Consider the following 24,109-nt stretch of genomic DNA (forward strand, 5'->3'; position numbering starts at 1 on the left):
CGCTTCATGCCGGGTGGCGGCTGGCGCCTTACCCGGCCTGCCAAAATATGATTGGCGCTTGGGTTACGCCTGCTGTGGAAACTGAGCCAGCAGCTGGTAGTTATCCCCGGTGACGCGAAACAGGGCTTCCGTTGCACCGGGGATAACCCACCGTTGTTCCTCTCCCTCTTCACAGCTGAGATAAATGCACAGCCCGCAGCCGCCGCGCAGCTGGCGCGGAATGTCCTTCACCCGGAAAGTCATTCCCGCCGCCTGCAGGGCTTTGCGCATTCGCACCACGCCCACCGTTGAGTGAAACAAAAACAGATATTCCGTCACCGGCGGCTCCTCTGACGTAGGCCAATTAGCGCGGCGCCGATCGCTCCGGCAAACTGCGCGTCGGGATGCGTCTGCACCGCCATTCCCACGTGCCCCTCCAGCATCCGCGCGAAGGCCGCGCAGTGGCTGACGCCGCCGGTGAACAGAAGCGGCCCCTGCGCCGACAGGCGGCCAATAAAATTGGCGCTGCGTCGGGCCATGGCGTTGATGACGCCGGCGAGGATCGCCTCCGGCGGCACTCCGGCCGAACGCAGGCTGATGACCTCGGATTCGGCGAACACCGTGCACATACTGGTAATCGCATGCGGTTCAACGCCCTCGGTAATGCTATCGAGCTGCTCGACGCTGGCCCCCAGCGTGCGCGATATCACCTCCAGAAAGCGCCCGGTGCCCGCAGCGCATTTATCGTTCATCAGAAAATCGGTGAGGTTACCCTCTTCGTCCAGCTGGATAACCTTGCTGTCCTGGCCACCGATATCAATGACCGTGCGGGTCTGCGGGGCCAGCAGGCGCGCGCCGAGTCCGTGGCAGGAGATCTCGGTGACCTGCTTATCGGCGAAATCCACCAGCTGGCGGCCATAGCCGGTTAAGGTTAAAAACGGGCGCTCGTTCAGGCCAGCGCTGAGCGTTTCCCACGCCTCAACGATGGCGTCGGCGGGGCGAAACGGCGTCGGGCTGAGAAAACGGCGCAGGATCACGCCGTCTGCGAGCAGGATGCCTTTGGTGGCGGTAGAGCCGGAATCAATCCCTACGGTAACAGTCACGCGCGCTCCCTACAGCATTTCAATAAAGGCCGCCACGCGGGTGCTGAGCTGGCCGATATCCGCCGTTGAATAGTCGGTTTCAATGGCGATATAGGGGATGTCGTGCTGCTGACGCACGTGGCGTTTAATCGCCAGCGACTCCACCGCGTAGGTATGGCAGGCCTGCAGAATAACGTCCACGACGCCGTCGGCCTGGTACTCTTCTACCATTTGGCTGAGCAGGGTTAAGCGCTGGTCGTTCGGCGAGATGCAGGAACAGCCGATAGCGAGGTATTTGTCGGTCAGGGCGTCGTAAACGTCGCCGGTTTCCCCGACGCAGCGCTCGGTAGCTTTGGCTCCGGTACAGTTTTCAAAGCCAACCACCCAGCCGCCGTTATCCTCAATGGCTTTCACCACTTTTTCCGCCGCGCCGCCAATCGGGCAGCCGGTGATGAGAATTCGCGGCCGCGCGTCCAGCCGTTTGCCCTCCTGCCACTGTTGGCGAACCCGCTCGGCCATGCCGTTGAGCTCATCAATCAGCGCCTCTTTGTCGAAGCGGAAGGTCGCACCGTAGACCACTTTTAAGATATCGCTGCCGCTAAGCGCAGGCGGGTTGAGCTGCCCGACGCGATAAAAGTTCGCCAGCGCCCGACGTTCGCGGTTCTTCAGGATAATCGCCTCGCGCAGGGCGGCTTCGCTGATCGGCGTGCCAAAGCGATCTTCTATCGCCTTCTGCAGGCGCAGGATTTCGGCTTTCCACAGCGCCCGTGAGGCATCATCACCGGCGCTGTTTGGCAGCTGCATCACGTGTACGGCTTTGAATTCGGCCATGTACTCGTACATTTTCTTTTTACCGTCGCAGGTGGTTTCGCCTACCACGAGATCGGAAAAATAGAAGTAGGGGCATTTGTCGGTTTTGCCAAAGCCGTAGCTGCTTTTGATCAGCGGGCAGAGATTGCGCGGCAGGTCCTTTTCCGCCTCTTCAATGGTTTCGTCGGAGGTTGAGCACAGCGACACCACAACCGCGCCTGCGGCCATGGCGATCTCCTGTGGCATAAAGGTGCAATAGGTGCCGATCAGCGGAATGTTTTGCTCTTTGAGTTCCATTACCGTGAGAAAGCCCTGCTGACGGGCTTCAGAGAACTGGTCAAAAATGGCGGGTAGATCGGTGATAAGCGACATGGTTTTCCTTCCCCGTACACGGGAGATGATGAAAGAACGCGCATTATAACCCTATTAATAGTATGTATTTGTTGATCGCCCACGCATGTCGGACTCTCGAACGGAAGTTGCTAAAAGACTTTTTTCAGATCCATCTCTTCCTGAATCCGGTCGCTCCAGGCAAGCTGAGTGGCGATTGCCGTATCAATTCCGGCGTTATAAAACATCGGACCCAGCTCTTTAGCGATAAAGTCGACGAAGAATTCAGCGTCAAATTGCTCCAGCTCCAGTTCAAAATTCTCTTCACAGTATTTACATAGCTTCTCGCGTAGCAGATCGCGCTCGGCGGATGATAAGGTGATTTCAGTCATTTTTTCTCCTGATAACTGGGCTGTGAAAGCAATGATATTATTTGTCGTGATAGAGATATCATCTGATATATCAAACGTCTACCAGACGTAAATATCCCCTTCATACTTCAAGTGGCATGTGCGTTGGTTTTGTTACTCGGCCTGTGGCCTCGCCCCTTGCGGGGCCAGCGCAAGCGCTGTTCAAAACGATTAACCTTTTTGTCCTGCAACCCGGATTATTTTAGGGATAAATGGATAAATCCCTGCAAAACAATCGACTCAGTTCGGTATCCAGCTATCCCATGCTGGTAATGTCCCGAGCTCATCGACCAGGAAATCGATAAAGGAGCGAACTTTTGGATTGCTGTATTTGCTGGGGAAATAGAGTGCATACAGGGCGTGCGTTTCGCACGTAATGGTGCCATTGAGCAGCAGCGGCGTGATCTCCTCTTTTTGAATATGCCCGCCAATCAAATAAGTTGGCAGGTATGCGACCCCTTGTCCCTCTAAGACTGACTTTAGTAGCACCAGGCTACTATTAGCTTGAATCGGCATGTGAAGTTTCAATTGATGCAAGCGATCCTGATCGTCAGCTATTTTCAGTACTGGCGTGAGGCCTGGATAAACCAGACAGTCATGGCCTGCCAAATCAATCCGGCGTTGGGGGATCCCTTTTTTAGCAAGGTAATCAGGCGAAGCGCAGTATGCCCAGCGGATCGGTACCAGCTTGCGCATGGCATAGTTTTGCGGTGGCGCAGTAGAGATGCGCAGGGCGATATCAAAATCAGTTTCATTCAGATTGATGAAATTATCATTCAGGTCGATATAAAGATTCACATCCGGGAATTTCAGGCGGTATTTGCCTACCAGATTGATCAGGTGGGAATAACCGAAAGCAATTGAACAGGTTACACGTAATTCACCCTGAGGATTTTGGTCATAGCTTGAGGTCGTATTGAGTGTTTCATCAAATTCCTTCAGTAATTTATTAGCACGGTTAAAAAAATATTGTCCTGCATCGGTCAGGGTAATACTGCGAGTGGTGCGTTTAATTAAGGTGGTGCCCAGTGAATTTTCCATTGCGGCCAGGCTTTTACTGACTGCAGAGGGCGACACGTTGAGCTGCGCTGCGGCTTCAGATAATCCTCCACAATCTACGATTTTGATAAAAAATTCTAAATTCTTTAGCGATATCTGCATGCTCATTGTTGCCTTTTATTCACAAGTGATTTGCTAAAACGGTACGAATAGGCCATTACATTGGCGATTTAAACATGTAATTATTGATTAATAGGAAATAAAGAGTTTTTAAAGTGAATAAATGACAACTTAAGTGAGTTGCATCACAAAATGACGGGAGGCGAGAAAATTAATCATCAAATTGTGAATTAAATCTCATTTAATACAATTTAAATTAAAAGGTGCCGGTTATGTGGACACGACTTGAACCCTACAAATCTTCTATTATTCTTTTATCCGCTCTGGTAGCTGGTGGGCTGTTAGGTATTTACGCTCCGTCAGTGGCAAGTAAATTGCAGCCAGTCGGTCAGATATTTCTAAACCTGTTATTTATGATTATTGTTCCGCTGGTGGGTATCAGCGTGATGTCGTCTATTGCCAGTATGACCGACCTGAGAAGGCTGGGGCGCATTATGGCAATTATCTTTATTGTTTCTATCGCGATGGCGTTTATTCCTGCCGCCGGGATTGTCGCGCTTGCACTTTGGTACAACCCAGCGCAGGGCGTCACTATCGATCTCTCTCAGTCAGTACAGGCAGGGAGCGGAAAGATGGACTTTGTCAGCATGATTACGACTAGCGATTTTATCGGGCTGTTCTCTAAGTCCAATATTCTTGCGCTGATCGTGATGGCGATTATCGCCGGTATTGCCATTGGGCAATCGGAGCAGGCGGGTAAACGTATCGCGTCGCTGTTGGAAGATACCAACACCGTCATTATGAAGATTGTTTCCATCATCATGAAGGTCGCTCCGGTGGGGCTCGGCTGTTATTTCGCGGCGACCATGGCTAGCCAGGATTCCGCGCTGTTGTTGACCTTTGCCCACGCAATCGGCCTGTTTATGGCGGCGACGCTGGTCTACTACATCTTTGGCTCGATTTTTTATTCGTACATTGGCGGCGGTATTCCGGCGGTGAAGGCTTTCTGGCGTAACGCCATCGAACCATCGGCTACCGCACTGGGAACCTGCTCCTCCTTAGGAACCTTACCCGTCACGCTACGCGCCGGTAAAGCGATGGGGATTAACCCGGAAATCGTGGACGTCTCTATTCCGCTGCTGGTCAACCTGAATAAAGGCGGCGTGGCGATGATCGCGGCGTTGAAAATTGTCTTTATTTACTCGGTGCTGGGAATGGATTTCACCGCCGAGACGTTCTTCCTGACGATGTTGATCGCCGTACTTTCCGCCATCATCGTCGGCGGCGTACCGGGCGGCGCATTTCTCGGGGAGATCTTTATTGTCACTACGCTGGGGCTGCCAATGGAAGCCATCCCAATGCTGGTGGTACTGGGGGCGATAACGGACGCTCCGGCAACGCTTATCAACGTAATCCACGATTTGAACGCGGCGCAGATAGTAGAGCGGTTTGCCGGAAAAAAGCCGGTGAGCGCTGAGGCGAGCTCAACGGTCGCGGCGGTGTAGGTTTTCAACACGGATTAAGCATGAAACAGGAGATATTATGAACGATTCTATCAAACTCGAAACGCAACTGGTCGTCGCTGGACGTGATAAACGCTACACCCAGGGGGCGGTAAACCCGGTCATTCAGCGTGCTTCTTCGCTGGTATTTGATACCGTGAAGGACAAAAAATTTGCCACTGCTAATCGTGCGAATGGCGAACTGTTTTACGGTCGCCGCGGGACGTATACCCACTTTGCGTTTCAGAAGGCGATGAGTGAGTTAGAAGGCGGGGCGGGCTGTGCGCTTTATCCTTGCGGTGCTGCTGCGGTGACTAACGCGATTCTGGCATTCGTCGAGAGCGGCGATCATATCCTGATGACGGGAGCAGCCTATGAGCCGACTCAGGATTTTTGCAATAAGATCCTGAGTAAATTCAATGTTGAAACCACGTATTACGATCCGATGATTGGCGCGGGTATCGTGGACCTTTTGCGCCCCGAAACCCGAGTGGTGTTTCTTGAATCTCCCAGTTCCATCACTATGGAAGTACAGGATGTTCCAGGGATGGTGAAAGCGCTCCGCGCGGTAAACCCCGAAATTATTATCATGATCGATAATACCTGGGCGGCGGGCGTGCTGTTTAAGGCTCTGGATTATGGCGTCGACATTTCCATACAGGCTGGAACAAAGTACACCATTGGCCACTCCGATGGGATGCTGGGCACCGCAGTCTCCAATGCTCGCTGCTGGGATCGTCTGCGTGAGAACTCATACCTGATGGGGCAAACTTTGGACGCCGATACCGCCTACAACGGTAGCCGCGGATTGCGTACGCTGGCCGTTCGCCTCAAACAGCACCAGGAGAGCAGTATTTATATTGCGCGCTGGCTGTCGGCAAGACCGGAAGTCGCGCGAGTCAACCATCCGGCGTTACCGGAATGTCCAGGCCATGAATATTTTCAACGTGATTTTGCCGGAAGCTCTGGTCTGTTTTCTTTTGTGCTAAAAAACAGATTAACCGACGAGCAGATGGCGAATTTCCTCGATAATTTCTCTCTGTTTCATATGGCCTATTCCTGGGGCGGGTTTGAGTCATTAATTTTGGCAAACCAGCCGGAGGAACTGAACAGCATTCGTCCGGCGGGGGATGTTGACTTCAACGGGACGCTGGTGAGGGTGCATATCGGGCTGGAGGATGTGGAGGATTTGATTGCCGATCTGGAGGCCGGATTTACCCGTATTGCTTAATAAAAAAGGCCCCACGGCGCTGTGGGGCGGTAGTTTATTTCTCGGTCGCCAGTGACGAAGGTTCGTGCTGGCGCATCCGGCTTAACAACCCCGCCAGACAGCATGCGGCCGCGATCCCCGCGGCTACCGCCAGCAGATGGAACGGCAGTCTGCCGCCGCTAAACCACAGCCAGCGCGCCAGCTCGATAGAGAGCGCGCTGACGCTGAGGAGTACGATGTTCAGAGAGGCGGAAACGGTACCTTTAGGTAACTCGTTAGAAAATAGCGTAAAACGGAACAGCGTCGGGAAAATAAGCCCAATGCCGAAGGCATAGAAACAGGTACCAAGTACCGACCATAGCCAGACGTGTGGCCACAGTAAATTACCAAGGATCAGGAGCGCCAGCCCGGTCATCTGGATAGGCACCGCGCGCCAGATAAAGCGCGGACGCGTCGGGTCTTTTACCCAGCGCGCTACCGACAGATTGGCAACGATCACCGCACTGAAAACCGGTACCTGGGTCCAGGCGAACTCTGTGGTCGTCATCCCGCCATCGTCAATCAGGATAACCGGCGAGACCGCCACCCAGCTCATCAGAGGGATATAGCTGAGTGAGAGGGTTGCGGCACCGAACAGAAAAATACGGTTGCGGAACACATCGCGGAAATCGCGCAGTACGCCGATGGCGCTAAAGGGAACGTCGCCGCGCCGGACGGTTTCCGGCATGTTAAGCAGCAGCCCCATCCAGGCGATAAACCCCATCGCCGCAATAATTCCGAACAGCACCTTCCAGTGGACGAAGTGCATTAACGCCGCGCCGGAAAGCGGACCAATAATCGGCGCAATCAGCACGATCGAGGTAATAATCGCCATCAGCTTAATGGCCTTTGTCTGGCCGAATGCTTCCTGTACGGTGACGTAGCCAACCGTGGCGATGAAACAGATGCTGGTACCCTGAATAAAGCGCGCCGCGAGGAATTGCTCCATCGAGGTCGTGAACATGGTCGCTAAGCAGGCAAGGGTAAAAATCAGCGCGCCGGTCAGCAAAACCGGACGGCGGCCAATACGATCGGAGAGCGGGCCAAGCAGCCACTGGAGCGCCATGCCGCCGGCCATATACAGGCTGACCGACGCGGGAGCCAGCGCCACGTCGGCGTCAAAATCGCGCACCACGTGGATAATGCCCGGCTGGATAAGGTCGGTAGTCAGATAGGCGGCAAAGTCATACAGGATCAGCGCTGCCGGAAAGAACAGCGTGGCGGAATGGCGGGCAAAAAAGCGGGTCATCCATTGCAACATCGGTGGGCTCCTTGTTGAGTCTCTACGCAATGACGATCGGTAGCTATCCTGAGTTTTGCGTTATAAACAGCTTCAGCACTTCACACTGCAATAAATTCAGGGTCAACATATATATCCATTCATTTTTGATGGTTAATTTTATTTGTTTTGAAAATCAATTAAAAACAGTTATTTAAATTATATATGTAAATTCAGCAGCGACGGAATTTGTGAAAACAGCCACAGCACCAGGCCGATAGTACCGCCAACCAGCGTACCGTTGATGCGGATAAACTGCAGGTCTTTGCCGATGTTCAGTTCGATTTGCCGCGACATATCGCGCGAGTCCCAGCTTTTAACCGTGTCGCTGATATGGCGGGTAAGGAAGGCGGCAAACTCCGGTGCCACCCGATGCGCCGCTTGTTCAAGGTGCTCGTTCAGCGACTCGCGCAGCGCCTCATCATGGAGCAGCGTTTCGCCAAACCACTGCCCGGCTTCGGCAATGCGCTGCTTAATGCGTGAATCTTCGTTATTGACGTCGTTTTTGATCCAGCCGCGCAGGTCGGCCCACACCTCGCCAAGATAGCGGTTAAAGGTTTCATCATTCTTCAGGTACGCTTTGATATTATCCGCTTTTTCCGCCATCTGCGGATCGGATTTAAGGCTATCGATCAGCTTCATCGCCGCGCGATCGAAAGCCTGACGGATCTGATGGGCCCGATCCTGGCTGACTTCGTCGAGCAGCGTATTGACAGCATCGGTGACCATTTCTGCGCTGTGTTCGCCGAGCCATTCGGTAGGAAGCAGCTTAGCTTTGAGCGGGTGCTCGGTCTCCAGCCAGTGCACGATGCCGCGGGCAATAAATGCCCGCGAGCTGTCGCGCTGTAGCAGGGCGATCAGCTGGCTAATCAGCGAATCCAGCAGCTTCTGGTGACGGTTATCGCGAGTCAGCCCCTCCAGCATCATGGCGCTGGTCTGAGTTAAATCGGCCTTATCAATTGCTTTGTGTACCGCCCGGCGCAGCAGGCGCTGGATCCGCGCATCGTCGGTCAGCTCCAGAAAACCGCTCATCACCTTCAGCAGATGCTGGCCGACGCGACGGGCATTGTCCGGCTGGCTGAACCAGTTGCCAAGCATCAGCGCCGGTTCATAGCGGCGGATCAGCGCCACCAGCGACGGCGTATCAAGAAATTTCTCCTGGACGAAATAGCCAAGATTGTCGGCGATCCGGTCCTTATTACGCGGAATAATCGCCGTATGCTGCGAAACAAACGGCAGCGGAATGCGGCGGAACAGCGCTACCACCGCGAACCAGTCCGCCAGCGCGCCGACCATCGCCGCTTCGGAGATAGCCTTCAGCGCACCGACCCAGGGCGTTGGCGGCAGCAAGAGGGTAGTGATAAAAATAGCGACTGCAATTAGCAGCAGCGAGAGCGCCAGCAGTTTGGCGCGTTTCAGTTCAGCGAGTTTTTCCATATGCTTAAGCATATAGCCTGACGGCGAACTCGTGCAAAAACTGCCACACAATCCAGCCGCCAAAAGCCATCAACACCCCACCTGCCACCCGCTCCACTCGCCAGACGACGGCGGAAAGACGGCGCTGCACCGACGGTAACGCAATCAGCGATACCAATAACAAATCCCATATCAGCACCACGCTGGTCATCCAGACTCCGCTGACGGCCTGCTGTACCAGGGTGACGTTCGGCCCCAGCAGGGAGGTCATCAGCGCGAGATAGAACAGCGCATTTTTCGGATTCAGCAGCGAAGAGCCCAGACCCAGCAAAAGCTGTTTTATCAGCGACGGGCGTGAAGCCGAAGCGCTGCGCAGCTCCAGCGTGGCCGGACGGCTTCTGAGCAGCAGGCTGCCTATCCACAACAAATATGCAGCGCCCAGCAGTTCAATAATCGTAAACAGTAGCGGCGCGTGGCGCAGGATCCCCCAGCCGATAATCGCCAGTATGATATACAGGCCGTTGCCTGCGGCGATACCGATGCACAGCCCGACGCTGCCGCGCAGGCGGTAGCGGATGGCGTAGCCTACCAGCAGGAAAAAATCCGGCCCGGGGCTCAGCAGGGCGACAAAATGGGAGAGCGCCAGCGCGGGGAAGGCGGAGGGAAAGAGCGTAGTGAGTATGTTCATAGCAACCTCAGTAATAACCTGAAGTCACCCTACGCCAGCGTATGCGCTAATTATTGTCTGATATTGATCGGCTCTGAGCATACTGGCGCGGCGTGGCGGCGGTATAGCTGACAAAGGTCTTATGAAAGTGGCTCTGATCGGCAAACCCGGCCTGGTATCCTACGTCGGCAATATTATCCCCGGCGCGCAGGCGCGTTTTAGCGAACTCAATACGTGCGATATTGATAAAACTGGCGGGCGTCAGGCCCGTATCCTGCTTGAAGAGGCGAATCAGCGTCTCTTTACGCAGGGCAAACTCGTCGGCGAGGCTATCCAGCGTTGGCGGTTCTTGTAGATTAGTGGCCAGGCGGCTGAACAGACGATAACTGGTTGTGCTTAGCGCCTGAGGCGCGAGCGGGCTCAGGGGCAAATTATTCAGCAATCGGGCGACGCTTGCGGGTAACGCAGCGGTATTCTGCTGGCTCATCAATTCGACAATGTGCTGATAGTGGGCGAATAACCCGGCATCGCGTAATACCAGCTGCGATGCCGTTATCTGCAGCTGAGAGGGGGCGTCGATCAGCTGCTGCCGACACCAGTTGAGATCGAGATAGAGCATATGGTAGCTGCGCGGCTGGCCGTCGCGCGGATTACAGCTATGAGGCGCCTGCGCCGGGATAATGATCAGATCGCCGGGGCGCAGCAGATACTCTTGCCCGTTGCAGATGCAGCGCGTTTCCCCTTCGATAATCGCCCCCACGGAGAGCTGCGGATGGCGGTGACGTTTATAGGCCTGGCGGCTGCGCCAGGTGCTGCGCAGCTCCAGCCAGGGCAACTGTTCGTCGCGCCAGAAGGTTTGCAGAATATCGCGCGTATGGCTCACGGCAGGCTCCTTAACTGAGGGAAGAGATATTTATAACATGCCAGCAGGCTACGGGAGAACTGCGAGGCGCGTCCGACAAAAATGTCCTGCTTGCAGCTGAGGGAAGATATCTTTGGTGGCGGCTCGTAAAAGGCGACAGCAGGGCGTGTCGTGGTAAAAAACGCGCAGTAGAGTGGCGGCACGATTTCTTAGCCGGGCGGACAACCATGGAAAAGGGTACCACGTCGACGCCGCATGATGCGGTCTTCAAACAGTTTTTACGGCATGCTGACACCGCGCGGGACTTCCTGGATATCCATCTTCCGCCAGCGCTAAGAAAACATTGCGATCTGGATTCGTTAACGCTTGAGTCCGGTAGTTTTATTGAGGAGAACCTGCGGGCATATTATTCCGATGTTCTGTGGGCGCTGAAAACCGCGGCCGGAGAAGGATATATTTATGTTGTCATTGAGCATCAAAGTTCCCCTGATGCGCATATGGCTTTCAGGCTGATGCGTTACGCCGTTGCCGCCATGCAGCGCCATCTGGATAACGGACATAAAACGCTGCCGTTGGTTGTGCCGATTCTGTTTTATCATGGCGTCGTCACCCCTTATCCGTATTCGTTATCCTGGCTGGATAAGTTTGCTGACCCGGTTCTGGCTAAACAGCTTTATACCGTGCCGTTTCCGCTGGTGGACATTACCGTCGTGCCTGATGATGAAATTGTGCAGCATCGAAGAGTGGCTTTGCTGGAGCTGATGCAAAAGCATATTCGTCAGCGCGATCTGCTGGGCATTGTGGAGCATCTGACCGCCATTTTGCTTAGTGGATACGCTAATGACAGGCAGTTGAAAACGCTGTTTAATTACCTGATTCACTCGGGTAAAGCGCTTCGGTTGGGTAAGTTTATCCGCGAAGTGGCCCGGCGGGTACCGCAGCATAAGGAGAAGCTAATGACTATCGCCGAAAGATTACGTGAAGTAGGGCGCCGACAGGGTAAGCGGGAAGGGCGCCTTGAAGGCCGTCAGGAAGGCGTTGAGGAAGGCCAGCGCGCCGAAGCGCTACGTATTGCCCGAACGATGCTGGCCGAAGGGATGGCGCTGGAAACGGTGTTAAGAATTACCGGCTTGCCGGAAGCGGAGCTCGCGGCCGTTCATCATTAACTTCCGGACAGGCTGGCGTTCGGTCTGAGCGTCTTACCCCGGTAGCTCTTTCTGTTCCATTCCTGGAAAATTCCGTATCTACCCGAGTTCAGCGCTATCGTTAGCTATCTCGACTACTCTTAATATCCTGTACGGTATTTTTGACTGTATTAATAGCGATAATAAGGAGACATACGATATGGCTTATCAGACGGTGAATCCTGCGAATAATCAGCTGATCAAAGAGTACCCGGCGCACAGCGATGCGGACGTGGAAGCGGCCCTGCAAAAGGCGGATGCGCTGTATCATTCGGAGTGGTCGAAAGGCAATATTGACCAGCGGCTACCGGTGCTGCACAAGCTGGCAGACCTGATCGACAGCCGGGTTGAAGAGCTCGCTAAAATCGCCAGCCAGGAAATGGGCAAACTTATTGAGCAAAGCCGTGGAGAAGTTAAGCTGTGCGCGCAAATTGCCCGCTACTACGCTGACAATGCTAAACAGTTTTTGGCCCCGGTGAAGTACCAGTCAGAGCTGGGCGAAGCCTGGGTTGAACATCATCCCATTGGCGTGCTGATGGCGGTGGAACCGTGGAACTTCCCTTATTACCAGCTAATGCGCGTGCTGGCGCCGAATCTGGCGGCAGGAAATCCGGTTATTGCCAAGCATGCCAGTATCGTTCCGCACTGCGCAGAAACCTTCGCCCACCTGGTACGTGAAGCCGGTGCGCCTGAAGGGGCGTGGACTAACCTGTTTATTTCTCAGGATCAGGTAGCGAAGATTATCGCCGATGACCGCGTTCAGGGGGCGGCGCTGACCGGTTCGGAAAAAGCCGGTGGCGTAGTCGCGGCGCAGGCGGCGAAACACATCAAGAAAGCCACGCTTGAGCTGGGCGGTAACGATGTGTTTGTCGTGCTGGATGACGCCAGTCTGGAGAAGGCGGTGAAGATCGGCGTGCAGGCGCGCCTTAACAATGCAGGCCAGGTATGTACCGCCGCAAAACGCTTTATTCTGCATGAAAAAATCGCCGACCAGTTCCTGAGCCAATTTACGCAAGCCTTCCGCGAGGTGAAGATCGGCGATCCGCTGGATGAGAGTACGACGCTGGGTCCTCTCTCCTCGAAAGATGCGCTGGAAACGCTGACTAAACAGGTAAATGAGGCGGTGAAAAACGGCGCGAAGCTGCACCTGGGTGGTAAACCCGCGCAGCGGGAAGGCAGCTTTTTCGAGCCGACTATCCTGACCGGCATTACCCGTGATAACCCGGCGTACTTTGAAGAGTTCTTTGGCCCGGTCGCGCAGATTTACGTCGTGAAAGACGATGATGAGGCGGTGAAGCTCGCTAACGATTCGCACTATGGCCTTGGCGGGGCGGTGTTCAGCCAGAATATTGAACGGGCGAAACGTATGGCGTCGCGGATTGAAACCGGGATGGTTTATATCAACTGGTTGACTGATACCGCGCCGGAGCTGCCGTTTGGCGGCGTGAAACGCTCCGGGTTTGGTCGCGAACTCTCCGACCTCGGTATTAAAGAGTTTGTTAACCAGAAGCTGGTGGTCGTTCGCCGCTAAGCCACCCAGCGTGCTGATACCCTCTCCCACCGGGAGAGGGAGACATCTTTGCGGCGGCTATTTGCGTAAACCGGCGAACGCCGCGCGGATTTCCTCTTCCGGCAACTGAATGCCGATAAATACCAGCGTGCTGTGCGGCGTTTCATCGCCCCACGGGCGATCCCAGTCGGCGCTGTACAGGCGCTGCACGCCCTGGAACAGCAGGCGATTTGGCTCGCCATCGATCCACAGCATCCCTTTATAGCGCATCAATTGCTCGGCGAAGGAGAGCAGCAGGTTTTCCATTACCCGTGAGACTTCGCTGATATCCACCGGGTAATCCATCTCAACCACGATTGATGACACGTCGTTTTGCTTCTCGGCCATAAAGTGGAAACGCGGTTTGCTGTTAACGACTTTCTCTTCCAGCATAAAGCCGCTGGTATTAAATAGCAGGCTTAAATCAACATCGCCGTGGATGACGGTATAAATCGGCGCACGGGCGTTGATGCGCGCCAGCCGCTCGCGCAGCTTGTCGCAGTCGCCGGCGACGTCGGTTTTGGTTAACAAAATCCGATCCGCATAGCCCACCTGCGACTGGGCAATAGTGAACTGATTCATCTGCTGGTCGGCATGTACGGCGTCAACCAGCGCGATCACCCCATCCAGTAGGTAGCGTTCGCACAGCACATCGTGAGAGAAAAAGGTCTGAATAATCGGCCCCGGGTCGGCCATGCCGGTGCACTCAATCACCAGCCGGTCGAAGGCAATCTCGCCGCGATCGCGGCTGTCGAGCAGATCGAGCAGGGCATCTTCCAGTTCGTTGGAGCGCGTACAGCAAATACAGCCGTTGGTCAGGGTTTTAATCTGCGTGGCGCGGTCGCCAATGAGTTGATCGTCAACGGAAACTTCGCCAAATTCATTTTCGATAACGGCAATTTTGAAACCGTGCTGCTCATTAAGGATGTGGCGCAGCAGGGTGGTTTTCCCCGCGCCGAGAAAACCGGTTAATAGGGTGACTGCAATCGGTGCCATGTTTGCCTCCATTAGCAGCAGCGTACGCCGCCTTTGCCATCGCCGCCGTAGCGGGCCTGCTGGCGTTCGCGGAAGAATTCTTCATAAGTCATGTACGGCAGATCCGGATGGTTGGTTTGCATATGCGTGACGTAGTTGTCGTAATCCGGAATGCCAATCAGCATTTTCGCCGCCTGACCGAGATATTTTTTTGCCTGACCTAAGTTACCAAACATTGTGAAATCCCGATAACGAATAAAGCCGGATGGCGGCTAGCGCCTTATCCGGCCTATGATAATTCACCTTTGTAGGCCGGATAAGCCTGGCGCTATCCGGCATTAAGGTTTAATGGTGCGAAGAGGTCTTCACGCCGCCTTCCGGTACCGGCACGTACGGAGTCTCTTTGTCGGTGCGCACTTTGTTGTTGCGCACGTTGAGCCAGGTTTTGATGCCGTAGAAGATGATGCTGTAGACCACCACCAGGAACAGAATGCTCAGGCCAGCGTTGGTGTAGTTGTTGACCACGATATGGTTCATGTTGGCGACCTGCTGTGCGGTCAGTTCGCCACCGGCGGCAATCTTCTCTTTATACTGCTGAGCCATAAAGAAGAAGCCTTCCATCTGTGGGTTGGTGCTGAACAGTTTCAGGCCCAGCGCCCAGGTGGTGCACAGCAGCAGCCACGCGGCCGGGATAACGGTAACCCAGATATATTTGGTGCGCTGCATTTTGACCAGCACCACGGTGCCCAGCACCAGCGCCACCGCGGCCAGCATCTGGTTAGAGATACCGAACAGCGGCCACAGGCTCTTCACGCCGCCCAGCGGGTCGACCACGCCCTGATACAGCAGGTAGCCCCACAGGCCAACGCAGCCCGCAGTACCGATAATACCGGCGATCAGCGAGTCGGTTTTTTTCAGGAACGGCACGAAGTTGCCCAGCAGATCCTGCAGCATAAAGCGGCCTGCGCGGGTACCGGCATCCAGCGCGGTGAGGATAAACAGTGCTTCAAACAGGATACCGAAGTGGTACCAGAAGCCCATATCCGCCATCGGGATGATTTTATGGAACACGTGGGCGATACCAACGGCCAGCGTCGGCGCGCCGCCGGCGCGGTTCAGTACTGAAGGTTCGCCGATGTCTTTCGCCGTCTGCAGGATCTGCTCAGGTGAAATCACGAAGCCCCAGGAACTTACGGTCGCCGCCGCGTGAACGGTCACTTCTTTCAGCTGTGCAGCGATCATTGCCGCATTTTCGCCGCCCATTTCATGCAGGTTCGGCATGACGATGCCAAGGCCTGCCGGCGGGGTGTTCATTGCGAAGTAGAGACCCGGTTCGATAATCGATGCCGCAACCAGCGCCATGATGGCAACGAAAGATTCCATCAGCATCGCGCCGTAGCCGATAAAGCGGGCGTCGGTTTCATTCGCCAGCAGCTTCGGCGTGGTGCCGGAAGCGATAAGGGCGTGGAAGCCGGAGACCGCGCCGCAGGCAATGGTGATAAACAGGAACGGGAACAGCGCGCCTTTCCACAGCGGACCGGTACCATCAATGTACTGGGTTACCGCCGGCATTTTCAGGTCCGGGTTGAGGATAACGATCCCCAGCGCCAGGCCGACGATTACGCCGATTTTCAGGAAGGTGGCCAGATAGTCACGCGGTGCCAGAATCAGCCATACCGGCAGCAGCGCGGAGATAAACGCGTAGCCAATCAGGGTAAAGGTGATAGTGGTGTCTTTAAAGGTCAGCGCCGGGCCCCAGTACGGGTCGTGGGCAATGATGCCGCCGAACCAGATAGACGCTACCAGCAGAACGATACCGATCACCGAGACTTCACCCACGCGGCCAGGGCGCAGGAAGCGCATGTAGATACCCATGAACAGCGCGATAGGCACCGTCGAGCAGACGGTAAAGACGCCCCACGGGCTTTCCGCCAGCGCTTTCACCACGATTAGCGCCAGTACCGCGAGGATGATGATCATAATCAGGAAGCAGCCGAACAGCGCGATAGAGCCCGGAACGGGTCCCATCTCTTGTTTGATCATCTCACCCAGCGAGGCGCCGTTACGGCGTGAGGAGATAAACAGCACCATAAAGTCCTGCACCGCCCCTGCCAGCACCACGCCCGCCAGCAGCCACAGGGTACCCGGCAGGTAGCCCATCTGCGCGGCAAGCACCGGGCCCACCAGCGGACCTGCGCCGGCGATAGCGGCAAAGTGGTGGCCGAACAGCACGTAGCGGTTGGTCGGGACGTAGTTCAGGCCATCGTTGTTAATCACCGCAGGCGTAGAGCGCGTCGGGTCAAGCTTCATCACCTTTTGCGCGATATACAGGCTGTAATAGCGATAGGCGACAAGGTAGACGGAAACCGCCGCCACCACGATCCACAGCGCACTGACGTGCTCACCGCGGCGCAGAGCGACGACTGAGAGGCAAAATGCCCCGATGATTCCAAGAATCACCCAGGGTATGTGCTTGAGTAGTTTTTTGGTATCCATAGTAAAACCTGGCGTTAATGAGATGAATAATGGGCCGAAGCCGTTTTAGTTTTGAGTCAGGGTTGTTGGAGGTATTGATTAGCTATGCTGGGGACGATCTTGCCAGAACTTCGCGCGCGTAAAGTTGGGTAAATCTGTGAGTGGTTATATGCGGGGTTAAGCGGTCGCTAGCCGGGGTAAGCGGTTGGCTATGAAGTGAGCAGGAGGGAAATATGTGATTGAGATCACAGGAGTATTAGCGTGAAGAAAAGGGAGGGGTAACAGGCATGAAAACCCCTCTCCCGAGAGAGAGGGGGAAGAGCAAACTACGCGAGCACTTCCATTTCCATCATCACCGGGTGGAAACGGCGCTTAAAGTAAATCAGCCCGTGGCCCTGCTGGCTTAGGGTAATGTTCCTGATTTCCACCAGATAGACCAGGTGGCTACCAATGGTCTGCACCTGACTAATCTCACCTTCGAGGCTCGCCAGCGCGCCTTTCAGAACCGGCTGCCCCAGCGCGCCTTTTTGCCAGCAGTTGAGGCCGAATCGGTCATCCATCGACATTCCAGTCATTCCGGCGAAGTGGCGGGCCATTTCCTCTTGTTCGTGGTTGAGCACATTGATGCACAGCTTGCCGTTGCCCTGAAAAACCGGATTCATCGCGCTATTGGCGTTGAGGCAGACCATCACTGACGGCGGCGTATCGGTCACCGAACAGACCGCAGTGGCGGTGATACCGCAGCGGCCTTCCTCGCCTTCGGTTGTGATGACGTTAACGGCGGCCGACAGACTGGCCATGGCATCGCGAAAACGCAAACGTTGTTCATCTAATTGCATTGTGACCTCCCGCTGCCCGTTACTTCAGCAGCTTATCCAGCATGTTGATATCGGTATTGTTGTGCAGATGCGGCACCGTCCAGCCGTTCTGGTCGTACTCGGACAGGCAGCGATCGACCATCGCCATCATTTTGTCCATGTTGCCGGAGCTTTGCGCCTGGCGCAGGCACTGCAGACGAATTTCATCCTGGCTACCGGAGTAGTTGATTTCATACAGCTCGTGACGGCCGCCGAATTCGCTGCCGATTGCATCCCACATCAGTTTGAGGATCTTGATACGCTCGACGTGATCCATACCGTTCGATCCGCGCACGTATTTCGCCAGGTATTCATTGATTTGCGGGTTATTGAGATCGCGGGCGCTGGACGGCAGATAGATCAGGCCGCTGGTGACGCTGCGCTCGATAATGTTTTTGATTTTGGCGTAGGCCATCGGCGCCATCACGCGATAGGTTTGCAGCGCGGCGTGATCCGGCAGATATGCGCCGTTGACCCACGGCGTCGCTTCGGCGCACATCGAATCGCTCAGCGCCCAGAACATATTGCGCCATGCCACCACTTCGCCAAGCTCGGCCTGGACGCCGCGGAACTCGAGGGTACCGGTGCACTCCAGCGAGCGTTTCAGCAGGGCGGTGATAAAGTCGAGTTTTACCGCCAGACGTACGCAGGCCTGCAGCGGATACATGCGGGCGAAGCCGCCTTCCATCGTCCAACGACGGCAGCGATCGAAGTCACGATAGATCAGTACGTTTTCCCACGGGATCAGCACGTTATCCATCACCAGGATCGCATCGTTTTCATCGAAGCGGCTGGAGAGCGGATAATCGTACGGCGATCCGGTTGCGCCGGCCACCAGTTCATAGGAGGCGCGGGAGATAAGCTTGACCCCTTCGGCGTCCATCGGCGCGACGAACATCAGCGCGAAGTCCGGGTTTTCGCCCATCACCTGCGCGGAGCCGAAGCCAATCATGTTGTAGTGGGTCAGCGCTGAGTTGGTTGCCACCACTTTCGCTCCGCTGACGATGATCCCGGCGTCGGTCTCTTTTTCCAGCTTGATATAAACGTCTTTCACTTCGTCGGCCGGCTTGTGACGATCGATCGGCGGGTTGACGATAGCGTGGTTAAAGTACAGGCCGCTTTCCTGAATACGGGTATACCAGTTACGGGCGTTCTGCTCAAACTGACCGTAAAAGCCCGGATTTGCGCCCAGCGCGCAGCCGAAGGCGGCTTTGTAGTCCGGGGTGCGACCCATCCAGCCGTAGCTCAGGCGTGACCATTCGGCGATGGCGTCGCGCTGCTGGCGCAGGTCATCGGCGCTTTTCGCGACGCGGAAGAACTTGTGGGTATAGCCGCCGCTGCCGGTATCGGTACCCCAGCACAGGGTGTCCTGCAGCTCGGGTTTATGCAGCGCATCGTACATTTGCGCAACGGAGGCGGCGGCGTTGCGAAACGCCGGGTGGGTGGTCACGTCCTTCACGCGTTCACCATAGATATAGATTTCGCGGCCGTCCTGCAGGCTCTTCAGGTACTCTTCACCGGTTAACGGGCGTTTAGCGTCTGCACGGAAATTTTCAGGTTTCATAGGTGACCTCTTCAGTATTAATCGGAATGCGATGTTAAATTTATGTTTTGTTTTTGTTGTTTAATTGAAGCGGTTAACGCGGTTTTGGTGAAGAGACTTTTAGGTCAACGGCGGGTACTTTTCGGGCGGGGTTAAGTTATGTGATCGGGGTTGGTTTTTCTCTTTTCCGGCCAGGCTCTCCGGTGGGCTGGGCGACAAGCCAGTGCGGATTTTGAATTTGTAGCCCGGACAGATGCGCAGCATCGCCTCCGGGAAATTCAGCGACTCTGCACTCTGCACCCGGAGGCGGCGCTTAACGCGCCTTGCCCGGGCTACTGTCTCTCAGACGGCTGCGAACTCGCCGCGTCGCCCCTGAAAGATCCTAAGACACCGGTACTTTCTGCGCCCGGTACGCGCTTGGCGAACAGCCCGTCAGGCGGTTAAAAAATCGGGCAAAATAGGCCGGATCTTTGAACCCTAGCTGCCAGGCTATTTCGCTGACCGGACTGTCGGAAAAGAGCAACAATCGCCTGGCCTCGCGCAGCTGTCTGTCGAATATCAACCGCTTGGGCGGCCGGTTAGCGAAGCGGCGACAAATATCGGTCAGCCTGGATTCGGTCAGATGCAGCTCGCAGGCGTAGTCCGGTACCGTCCAGTGCTGATGGTAGTGGCTGTCGATCAGCTGGTTAAACCGCTGGAATAGCTTGAGCTCGCCGCGTATCCCGCTGGCCGCGTGGTCGTCAAGCTTCGCGTTGCGCAGCAGCAGGGTGAACACCGACTGCGCCAGCAGCGTCAGGGTATGCTCACGCCCCGGCAGCTGCGAGGTCGATTCACGTTCAATCAGCCGCCAGTAGTGCGCCAGCGCCGCCAGCTCCTCGGGCTTATCGGCCAGCGACAGGCAGATGCCCGGCAGGCCGAAAGCCTCCCGCGTGCCGGGGTAGAGCACCTCCAGCAGCGGCCAGACCAGCTCCTCCCTTACCGTTAGCACGTGACCATCGCTATCGGACTCGGTGATAAAGGCGTGCGGCACCGAGGGAGGCGTCAGAACAAACAGCGGCGCCTGCACCGAGTAGCGATGATCGTCGAGCTGCAGCTCAATCTGCCCGGTATCGAGAAAGTGCATCTGAAAATACTGGTCGTGGCGGTGCGCCTGCATATCGCGGCCAAAGAACTCCGCCATGCGGGCAAACGACTGATAGTGCACATCTTCCGTTCCCAGACTCTCATCGTACTCTTTGTTAATATCGATATTGGCGATAGGGCTCTGACACATAGCGGCTCCTTACGGCGTCGCGCGAGGACGCGATCCTTTCATTGGAATAGCCCAGATAATCAGCGCGCCAATGACCAGCAGAACGGCAACGAACCACAGGCCGCTGCTGAAGCTGCCGGTAATATCCTTCAGCCAGCCGATCATAAACGGGCTGAGCGCCGATCCGATATTGCCGGTAGCGTTGATCACCGCGATGCCGATCGCTCTGGCCCGCAGGCTGATTGACTGATCCGGCGTGGTCCAGAAAATGGCCATTGCGCTAAACGATCCGGTGGAAGCCATCACGATCCCGAGCAGCTGGATCAGATTGTGATCGGTGGCCGACGCCAGCAGCCAGCCCGCGGCGGCAAACAGGAACGGCAGGGCGGTGTGATGCTTACGCTCCTGGTGTTTATCGGAATGGCGGCTCCAGTAGATCATCCCCAGAATGGTACAAATCTGCGGGATCGCCGCCAGCAGGCCGATGGTGATGTTGCTGCTGCTTTCGTTAAAGCTTTTAAGGATCTGCGGTGTCCAGATGCTGATCGCGCTAAGCGTATTGGTCAGGCAGAAATAGGCCAGGGTGTACATCAGCACGATCGGGGTGAAGACTTCCCGCCACAGGCTGCGCTGTTGCATCGCGTGATGACTGATAGCCCCTTCCGGCTGCACCAGCGTCAGATGGTCGTTATCCATCATCTCCTGCAGGCATTTTTTGTCCTCCGCCGTCAGCCATTTGGCCTTCGACGGCGAATCATCGAGCCAGAACCAGACCATAATGCCGAGCAGTACCGACGGGAAGCCTTCCAGCAGGAAGAGCCACTGCCAGCCGTGCAGGTTCAGCAGACCGTCCATCGCCAGAATATAGCCTGAGACGATCGACCCCAGCGCGGTGGTCACCGGCATCGCAATCATAAACAGCGCGTTGGCGCGGGCGCGGAAAAAGGCCGGAAACCAGTAGGTCAGGTACAGCAGAATGCCGGGCAGGAAACCGGCCTCGGTGATCCCTACCAGCATCCGCAGGATATAGAGGCTGTTCGGCCCGGTGGCGAACATAGTGGCGGTGGAAGCGATGCCCCATAGCACCATAATGGTGGCGATCCAGCGGCGAGCGCCGACGATGCTGAGCATCACGTTGCTGGGAATGCCGAAAATGACGTAGGTGGCGTAAAACAGAGTGGTGGCGAGGCCGAACATGGTGGCGTTAAGGCCCAGATCCTGCCCCATGGTTAGCCCGGCGAAGCCGATATTGATGCGATCTAAAAACGAAAAGATAAACAGTACGAACAAAAACACGATCAGGCGGCGGAAGAGCTTGTTGATAACCGACTGCTGCTGGGCCGTCAGCTGCTTGTGCTGATTAGCCGGATCGAACTTTTCCGGAATGGCAGATGATGTATCGCTCATTATTGTTTTCCTCTAATGGGAATTTTGTAGGGTACTGCGGGTATTAGTAGACGCCTGACGAACCGTGGGCGGTTTTTTCTGTGCCAAAGCGTGCCGCCAGCGCTTCCGCGCCGCGGGCCAGCAGGGTGGTATCAACGCCGACGGCGACAAATAGCGCGCCAAGCTCCAGATAGCGCTTTGCCAGCTGCTCGTTGGCCATCAGGATCCCCGGCGCTTTGCCCGCCGCGCGAATTTGCGCGATAGCGTGTTCAATCGCCTCCTGCACCTGAGGGTGCTGCGGGTTACCGCCGAAGCCCATATCGGCGCTCAGATCCGCCGGGCCGATAAACACGCCGTCCACTCCTTCGACGTCCAGGATCTGCGGCAGATTTTTGAGCGCTTCGCGAGTTTCGATCTGTACCAGCACGCACATCGCATCGTTGGCCTGATGGAGATAATCCGCGACGCGATTCCAGCGCGAGGCGCGGGCAAGGGCGCTGCCGACGCCGCGAATGCCGGCGGGCGGATAGCGGGTGGCTTTCACCGCCAGCCGCGCTTCGTCGGCGTTCTGCACCATCGGTACCAGCAGCGTCTGCGCGCCGATATCCAGCAGCTGTTTAATCTGCACCGGGTCATTCCACGACGGCCGCACTACCGGCTGGCTGGGATACGGGGCGATAGCCTGCAGTTGGGTCAGGATCGTTTGTACGTTGTTTGGCGCATGTTCGCCGTCGATCAGCAGCCAGTCGAAACCGGCCCCGGCCAGCAGCTCGGCGCTGTAGCTGCTGGTGAGCCCAAGCCACAGGCCAATCTGCGGACGGCCTGCTTTTAAGGCGTCTTTAAAGGCGTTGTTCATCATATTCCCCTTAAACAAAGCGGCAGCTAATCGCGCCCATGTTGCCGTAGTCGACGTGGAAGGTGTCGCCCTTGCGCGCCGGTACCGGACGGGTAAAGGAACCGCCGAGAATAATCTGCCCGGCTTCCAGCTGAACGTCGTACGGCGCCAGCTTATTCGCCAGCCAGACTACGCCGTTAGCCGGATGATTCAGTACTCCTGCGGCGACGCCGGTCTCTTCAATAACGCCGTTGCGATAGAGCAGAGCGGAGATCCAGCGCAGGTCCAGCTCGTCGGGTTTAATCGGTCGACCGCCGAGGATCACTCCGGCGTTGGCGGCGTTATCGGAAATGGTGTCGAAAACTTTACGCGGACGCTGGGTTTCCGGATCAATGTTGTGGCAGCGGGCGTCGATCAGCTCCAGCGCCGGGATCACATAGTCGGTGGCGTTATAGACGTCGAACAGGGTGCAGTTTGGTCCACGCAGCGGTTTTGCCAGTACAAAGGCCAGTTCGACTTCGATGCGTGGGACGATAAAGCGATCGGTGGGAATATCGCCGCCGTCGTGGAAAAACATATCGTCCAGCAGCGCGCCGTAGTCCGGCTCGCTGATTTGCGAGCTGGCCTGCATCGCTTTTGACGTCAGGCCGATTTTATGCCCTTTCAACACGCGGCCTTCGGCGATTTTCAGATTTACCCATTCGCGCTGTACGGCGTAGGCGTCTTCAATGGTGATCGTCGGATGATCCAGCGAGATGGCGCGGATCTGCTCACGCTGTTTTTCCGCCTGGTTAAGCCGCTGGGCGATCAGGGTATGGGTATGTTTATCGAGCATAGTTGCTTCCTGTGGCATTGTTTTCCCCCTCTCCCTGTGGGAGAGGGCCGGGGTGAGGGCATCAGGCCGCAGAGATTCCCCTCACCCTAACCCTCTCCCCAAAGGGGCGAGGGAACGGACCGAGCGCGCATTATTTAAACAAGGCGTGCACGTTGTTCTGTTTGTAATTCAATGTCGGGTGTAGCTCGGTTATTTCAAAAGACAGCGCCAGGTAGCGGCTTTCCATCAATGCGGCAAAATGGGCTTTGATCAGCGTGAACAGCATGTCACCCACCTCCTGACGGCTTTCCAGGCTGCGCCCGGAGCCAATCTTCAGCGTCATATGCACAAAGGCGTAATCATGCTGGCCGTCGGCCATCTGCCAGGTATCCAGCCAGATGGCGCGACTGCGAATGCCGCCGATGGGAAAGATGCCGGTCGCCGCCAGCGCTTCATTCACTTTGCTAAACAGGCCAGGCAAGTCGGCCTGCTGGCGGATGTTATCGGTACATTCGGCGATAAAATGCGGCATTC

General features: G+C 55.9%; 23 protein-coding genes. 4 read left to right on the forward strand and 19 right to left on the reverse strand.

Annotated features, from left to right (window positions below; genetic code table 11):
- Positions 1–63: 63 nt before the first annotated feature.
- The 5 genes from GJ746_RS03385 to GJ746_RS03405 all read right to left on the reverse strand — a co-directional run bounded on the left by GJ746_RS03385 (position 64) and on the right by GJ746_RS03405 (position 3,778).
- Positions 64–318, reverse strand: a complete 255-nt coding sequence (locus GJ746_RS03385; RefSeq protein WP_154678928.1) for a DUF3343 domain-containing protein — start codon at positions 316–318, stop codon at positions 64–66.
- Positions 315–1,082, reverse strand: a complete 768-nt coding sequence (yjiL, locus tag GJ746_RS03390) for a putative 2-hydroxyacyl-CoA dehydratase activator YjiL (protein ID WP_154678929.1) — start codon at positions 1,080–1,082, stop codon at positions 315–317. The genes GJ746_RS03385 and yjiL overlap by 4 nt, the downstream gene beginning before the upstream one ends.
- Before the next feature lie 9 nt (positions 1,083–1,091).
- Entirely contained in the window at positions 1,092–2,243 is a 1,152-nt protein-coding gene (locus GJ746_RS03395; RefSeq protein WP_154678930.1) for a double-cubane-cluster-containing anaerobic reductase, read from the reverse strand.
- Between the two features lie 110 nt (positions 2,244–2,353).
- Complete coding sequence (locus GJ746_RS03400) at positions 2,354–2,593, reverse strand: DUF2164 domain-containing protein (protein WP_154678931.1); 240 nt, start codon at positions 2,591–2,593, stop codon at positions 2,354–2,356.
- Between the two features lie 258 nt (positions 2,594–2,851).
- Positions 2,852–3,778: a LysR family transcriptional regulator gene (locus tag GJ746_RS03405; RefSeq protein WP_154678932.1), complete on the reverse strand. Its 927-nt coding sequence runs from the start codon at positions 3,776–3,778 to the stop codon at positions 2,852–2,854.
- 224 nt (positions 3,779–4,002) lie between these two features.
- Between GJ746_RS03405 and GJ746_RS03410 the strand changes: the two genes are divergently transcribed.
- Together GJ746_RS03410 and metC are read left to right on the forward strand one after the other, a co-directional pair.
- The gene (locus GJ746_RS03410; protein WP_154678933.1) at positions 4,003–5,235 is read left to right on the forward strand and encodes a dicarboxylate/amino acid:cation symporter; all 1,233 of its coding nucleotides are present in this window, start codon (positions 4,003–4,005) and stop codon (positions 5,233–5,235) included.
- Between the two features lie 37 nt (positions 5,236–5,272).
- On the forward strand, positions 5,273–6,463 hold the full coding sequence (metC, locus tag GJ746_RS03415; RefSeq protein ID WP_154678934.1) for a cystathionine beta-lyase: 1,191 nt from the start codon (positions 5,273–5,275) through the stop codon (positions 6,461–6,463).
- 34 nt (positions 6,464–6,497) lie between these two features.
- Here the strand turns inward: metC and mdtM are convergent, their stop codons facing one another.
- The 4 genes from mdtM to GJ746_RS03435 all read right to left on the reverse strand — a co-directional run bounded on the left by mdtM (position 6,498) and on the right by GJ746_RS03435 (position 10,726).
- Positions 6,498–7,742: a multidrug efflux MFS transporter MdtM gene (mdtM, locus tag GJ746_RS03420; RefSeq protein WP_195908790.1), complete on the reverse strand. Its 1,245-nt coding sequence runs from the start codon at positions 7,740–7,742 to the stop codon at positions 6,498–6,500.
- A 177-nt stretch (positions 7,743–7,919) separates the two neighbouring features.
- Positions 7,920–9,209: a DUF445 domain-containing protein gene (locus GJ746_RS03425; protein ID WP_154678935.1), complete on the reverse strand. Its 1,290-nt coding sequence runs from the start codon at positions 9,207–9,209 to the stop codon at positions 7,920–7,922.
- A complete protein-coding gene (locus tag GJ746_RS03430; protein WP_154678936.1) occupies positions 9,202–9,864 on the reverse strand; it encodes a LysE family translocator in 663 nt (220 codons plus the stop codon). The genes GJ746_RS03425 and GJ746_RS03430 overlap by 8 nt, the downstream gene beginning before the upstream one ends.
- Positions 9,865–9,910: 46 nt before the next feature.
- Positions 9,911–10,726 (reverse strand): AraC family transcriptional regulator, encoded by an 816-nt coding sequence (locus GJ746_RS03435; protein WP_154678937.1) that lies wholly within the window; start codon positions 10,724–10,726, stop codon positions 9,911–9,913.
- Positions 10,727–10,932: 206 nt separating this feature from the next.
- Between GJ746_RS03435 and GJ746_RS03440 the strand changes: the two genes are divergently transcribed.
- Together GJ746_RS03440 and GJ746_RS03445 are read left to right on the forward strand one after the other, a co-directional pair.
- On the forward strand, positions 10,933–11,871 hold the full coding sequence (locus tag GJ746_RS03440) for an Rpn family recombination-promoting nuclease/putative transposase (protein ID WP_154678938.1): 939 nt from the start codon (positions 10,933–10,935) through the stop codon (positions 11,869–11,871).
- Positions 11,872–12,049: 178 nt separating this feature from the next.
- On the forward strand, positions 12,050–13,420 hold the full coding sequence (locus GJ746_RS03445) for an NAD-dependent succinate-semialdehyde dehydrogenase (RefSeq protein WP_154678939.1): 1,371 nt from the start codon (positions 12,050–12,052) through the stop codon (positions 13,418–13,420).
- 57 nt (positions 13,421–13,477) lie between these two features.
- On the opposite strand, the gene yjiA is transcribed toward GJ746_RS03445, so the two are convergent.
- From yjiA to GJ746_RS03495, 10 genes are all read right to left on the reverse strand, one after another.
- The gene (gene yjiA / locus GJ746_RS03450) at positions 13,478–14,434 is read right to left on the reverse strand and encodes a GTPase (RefSeq protein ID WP_154678940.1); all 957 of its coding nucleotides are present in this window, start codon (positions 14,432–14,434) and stop codon (positions 13,478–13,480) included.
- Between the two features lie 11 nt (positions 14,435–14,445).
- Entirely contained in the window at positions 14,446–14,649 is a 204-nt protein-coding gene (locus tag GJ746_RS03455; protein ID WP_117052318.1) for a YbdD/YjiX family protein, read from the reverse strand.
- Positions 14,650–14,758: 109 nt separating this feature from the next.
- A complete protein-coding gene (locus GJ746_RS03460; RefSeq protein ID WP_154678941.1) occupies positions 14,759–16,909 on the reverse strand; it encodes a carbon starvation CstA family protein in 2,151 nt (716 codons plus the stop codon).
- Between the two features lie 305 nt (positions 16,910–17,214).
- The gene (locus tag GJ746_RS03465) at positions 17,215–17,727 is read right to left on the reverse strand and encodes a 4-hydroxyphenylacetate 3-monooxygenase reductase subunit (RefSeq protein ID WP_154678942.1); all 513 of its coding nucleotides are present in this window, start codon (positions 17,725–17,727) and stop codon (positions 17,215–17,217) included.
- A gap of 19 nt (positions 17,728–17,746) precedes the next feature.
- Positions 17,747–19,309, reverse strand: a complete 1,563-nt coding sequence (gene hpaB, locus GJ746_RS03470) for a 4-hydroxyphenylacetate 3-monooxygenase, oxygenase component (RefSeq protein ID WP_154678943.1) — start codon at positions 19,307–19,309, stop codon at positions 17,747–17,749.
- A 361-nt stretch (positions 19,310–19,670) separates the two neighbouring features.
- Positions 19,671–20,561, reverse strand: a complete 891-nt coding sequence (hpaA, locus tag GJ746_RS03475) for a 4-hydroxyphenylacetate catabolism regulatory protein HpaA (RefSeq protein ID WP_154678944.1) — start codon at positions 20,559–20,561, stop codon at positions 19,671–19,673.
- Between the two features lie 9 nt (positions 20,562–20,570).
- A complete protein-coding gene (gene hpaX, locus GJ746_RS03480) occupies positions 20,571–21,947 on the reverse strand; it encodes a 4-hydroxyphenylacetate permease (protein ID WP_154678945.1) in 1,377 nt (458 codons plus the stop codon).
- A gap of 43 nt (positions 21,948–21,990) precedes the next feature.
- A complete protein-coding gene (hpaI, locus tag GJ746_RS03485; protein WP_154682632.1) occupies positions 21,991–22,782 on the reverse strand; it encodes a 4-hydroxy-2-oxoheptanedioate aldolase in 792 nt (263 codons plus the stop codon).
- A gap of 10 nt (positions 22,783–22,792) precedes the next feature.
- The gene (gene hpaH / locus GJ746_RS03490) at positions 22,793–23,596 is read right to left on the reverse strand and encodes a 2-oxo-hept-4-ene-1,7-dioate hydratase (protein WP_154678946.1); all 804 of its coding nucleotides are present in this window, start codon (positions 23,594–23,596) and stop codon (positions 22,793–22,795) included.
- A 130-nt stretch (positions 23,597–23,726) separates the two neighbouring features.
- Positions 23,727–24,107: a 5-carboxymethyl-2-hydroxymuconate Delta-isomerase gene (locus tag GJ746_RS03495; protein WP_154678947.1), complete on the reverse strand. Its 381-nt coding sequence runs from the start codon at positions 24,105–24,107 to the stop codon at positions 23,727–23,729.
- Positions 24,108–24,109 lie beyond the last annotated feature (2 nt).

The organism is Klebsiella oxytoca (assembly GCF_009707385.1).
GTDB lineage: Bacteria > Pseudomonadota > Gammaproteobacteria > Enterobacterales > Enterobacteriaceae > Klebsiella > Klebsiella oxytoca_C.

What these genes read in the sequence shown, in the direction of transcription:
- GJ746_RS03460 (WP_154678941.1), bottom strand. Translation starts at nt 16,909, where the DNA reads ATGGATACCAAAAAACTACTCAAGCACATACCCTGGGTGATTCTTGGA.
- GJ746_RS03440 (WP_154678938.1), top strand. Translation starts at nt 10,933, where the DNA reads ATGGAAAAGGGTACCACGTCGACGCCGCATGATGCGGTCTTCAAACAG.
- mdtM (WP_195908790.1), bottom strand. Translation starts at nt 7,742, where the DNA reads ATGTTGCAATGGATGACCCGCTTTTTTGCCCGCCATTCCGCCACGCTG.
- yjiA (WP_154678940.1), bottom strand. Translation starts at nt 14,434, where the DNA reads ATGGCACCGATTGCAGTCACCCTATTAACCGGTTTTCTCGGCGCGGGG.
- hpaB (WP_154678943.1), bottom strand. Translation starts at nt 19,309, where the DNA reads ATGAAACCTGAAAATTTCCGTGCAGACGCTAAACGCCCGTTAACCGGT.
- GJ746_RS03495 (WP_154678947.1), bottom strand. Translation starts at nt 24,107, where the DNA reads ATGCCGCATTTTATCGCCGAATGTACCGATAACATCCGCCAGCAGGCC.
- hpaH (WP_154678946.1), bottom strand. Translation starts at nt 23,596, where the DNA reads ATGCTCGATAAACATACCCATACCCTGATCGCCCAGCGGCTTAACCAG.
- hpaI (WP_154682632.1), bottom strand. Translation starts at nt 22,782, where the DNA reads ATGAACAACGCCTTTAAAGACGCCTTAAAAGCAGGCCGTCCGCAGATT.
- GJ746_RS03425 (WP_154678935.1), bottom strand. Translation starts at nt 9,209, where the DNA reads ATGCTTAAGCATATGGAAAAACTCGCTGAACTGAAACGCGCCAAACTG.
- metC (WP_154678934.1), top strand. Translation starts at nt 5,273, where the DNA reads ATGAACGATTCTATCAAACTCGAAACGCAACTGGTCGTCGCTGGACGT.
- GJ746_RS03405 (WP_154678932.1), bottom strand. Translation starts at nt 3,778, where the DNA reads ATGAGCATGCAGATATCGCTAAAGAATTTAGAATTTTTTATCAAAATC.
- GJ746_RS03410 (WP_154678933.1), top strand. Translation starts at nt 4,003, where the DNA reads ATGTGGACACGACTTGAACCCTACAAATCTTCTATTATTCTTTTATCC.
- GJ746_RS03445 (WP_154678939.1), top strand. Translation starts at nt 12,050, where the DNA reads ATGGCTTATCAGACGGTGAATCCTGCGAATAATCAGCTGATCAAAGAG.
- GJ746_RS03400 (WP_154678931.1), bottom strand. Translation starts at nt 2,593, where the DNA reads ATGACTGAAATCACCTTATCATCCGCCGAGCGCGATCTGCTACGCGAG.
- hpaX (WP_154678945.1), bottom strand. Translation starts at nt 21,947, where the DNA reads ATGAGCGATACATCATCTGCCATTCCGGAAAAGTTCGATCCGGCTAAT.
- hpaA (WP_154678944.1), bottom strand. Translation starts at nt 20,561, where the DNA reads ATGTGTCAGAGCCCTATCGCCAATATCGATATTAACAAAGAGTACGAT.
- GJ746_RS03430 (WP_154678936.1), bottom strand. Translation starts at nt 9,864, where the DNA reads ATGAACATACTCACTACGCTCTTTCCCTCCGCCTTCCCCGCGCTGGCG.
- GJ746_RS03395 (WP_154678930.1), bottom strand. Translation starts at nt 2,243, where the DNA reads ATGTCGCTTATCACCGATCTACCCGCCATTTTTGACCAGTTCTCTGAA.
- GJ746_RS03465 (WP_154678942.1), bottom strand. Translation starts at nt 17,727, where the DNA reads ATGCAATTAGATGAACAACGTTTGCGTTTTCGCGATGCCATGGCCAGT.
- GJ746_RS03455 (WP_117052318.1), bottom strand. Translation starts at nt 14,649, where the DNA reads ATGTTTGGTAACTTAGGTCAGGCAAAAAAATATCTCGGTCAGGCGGCG.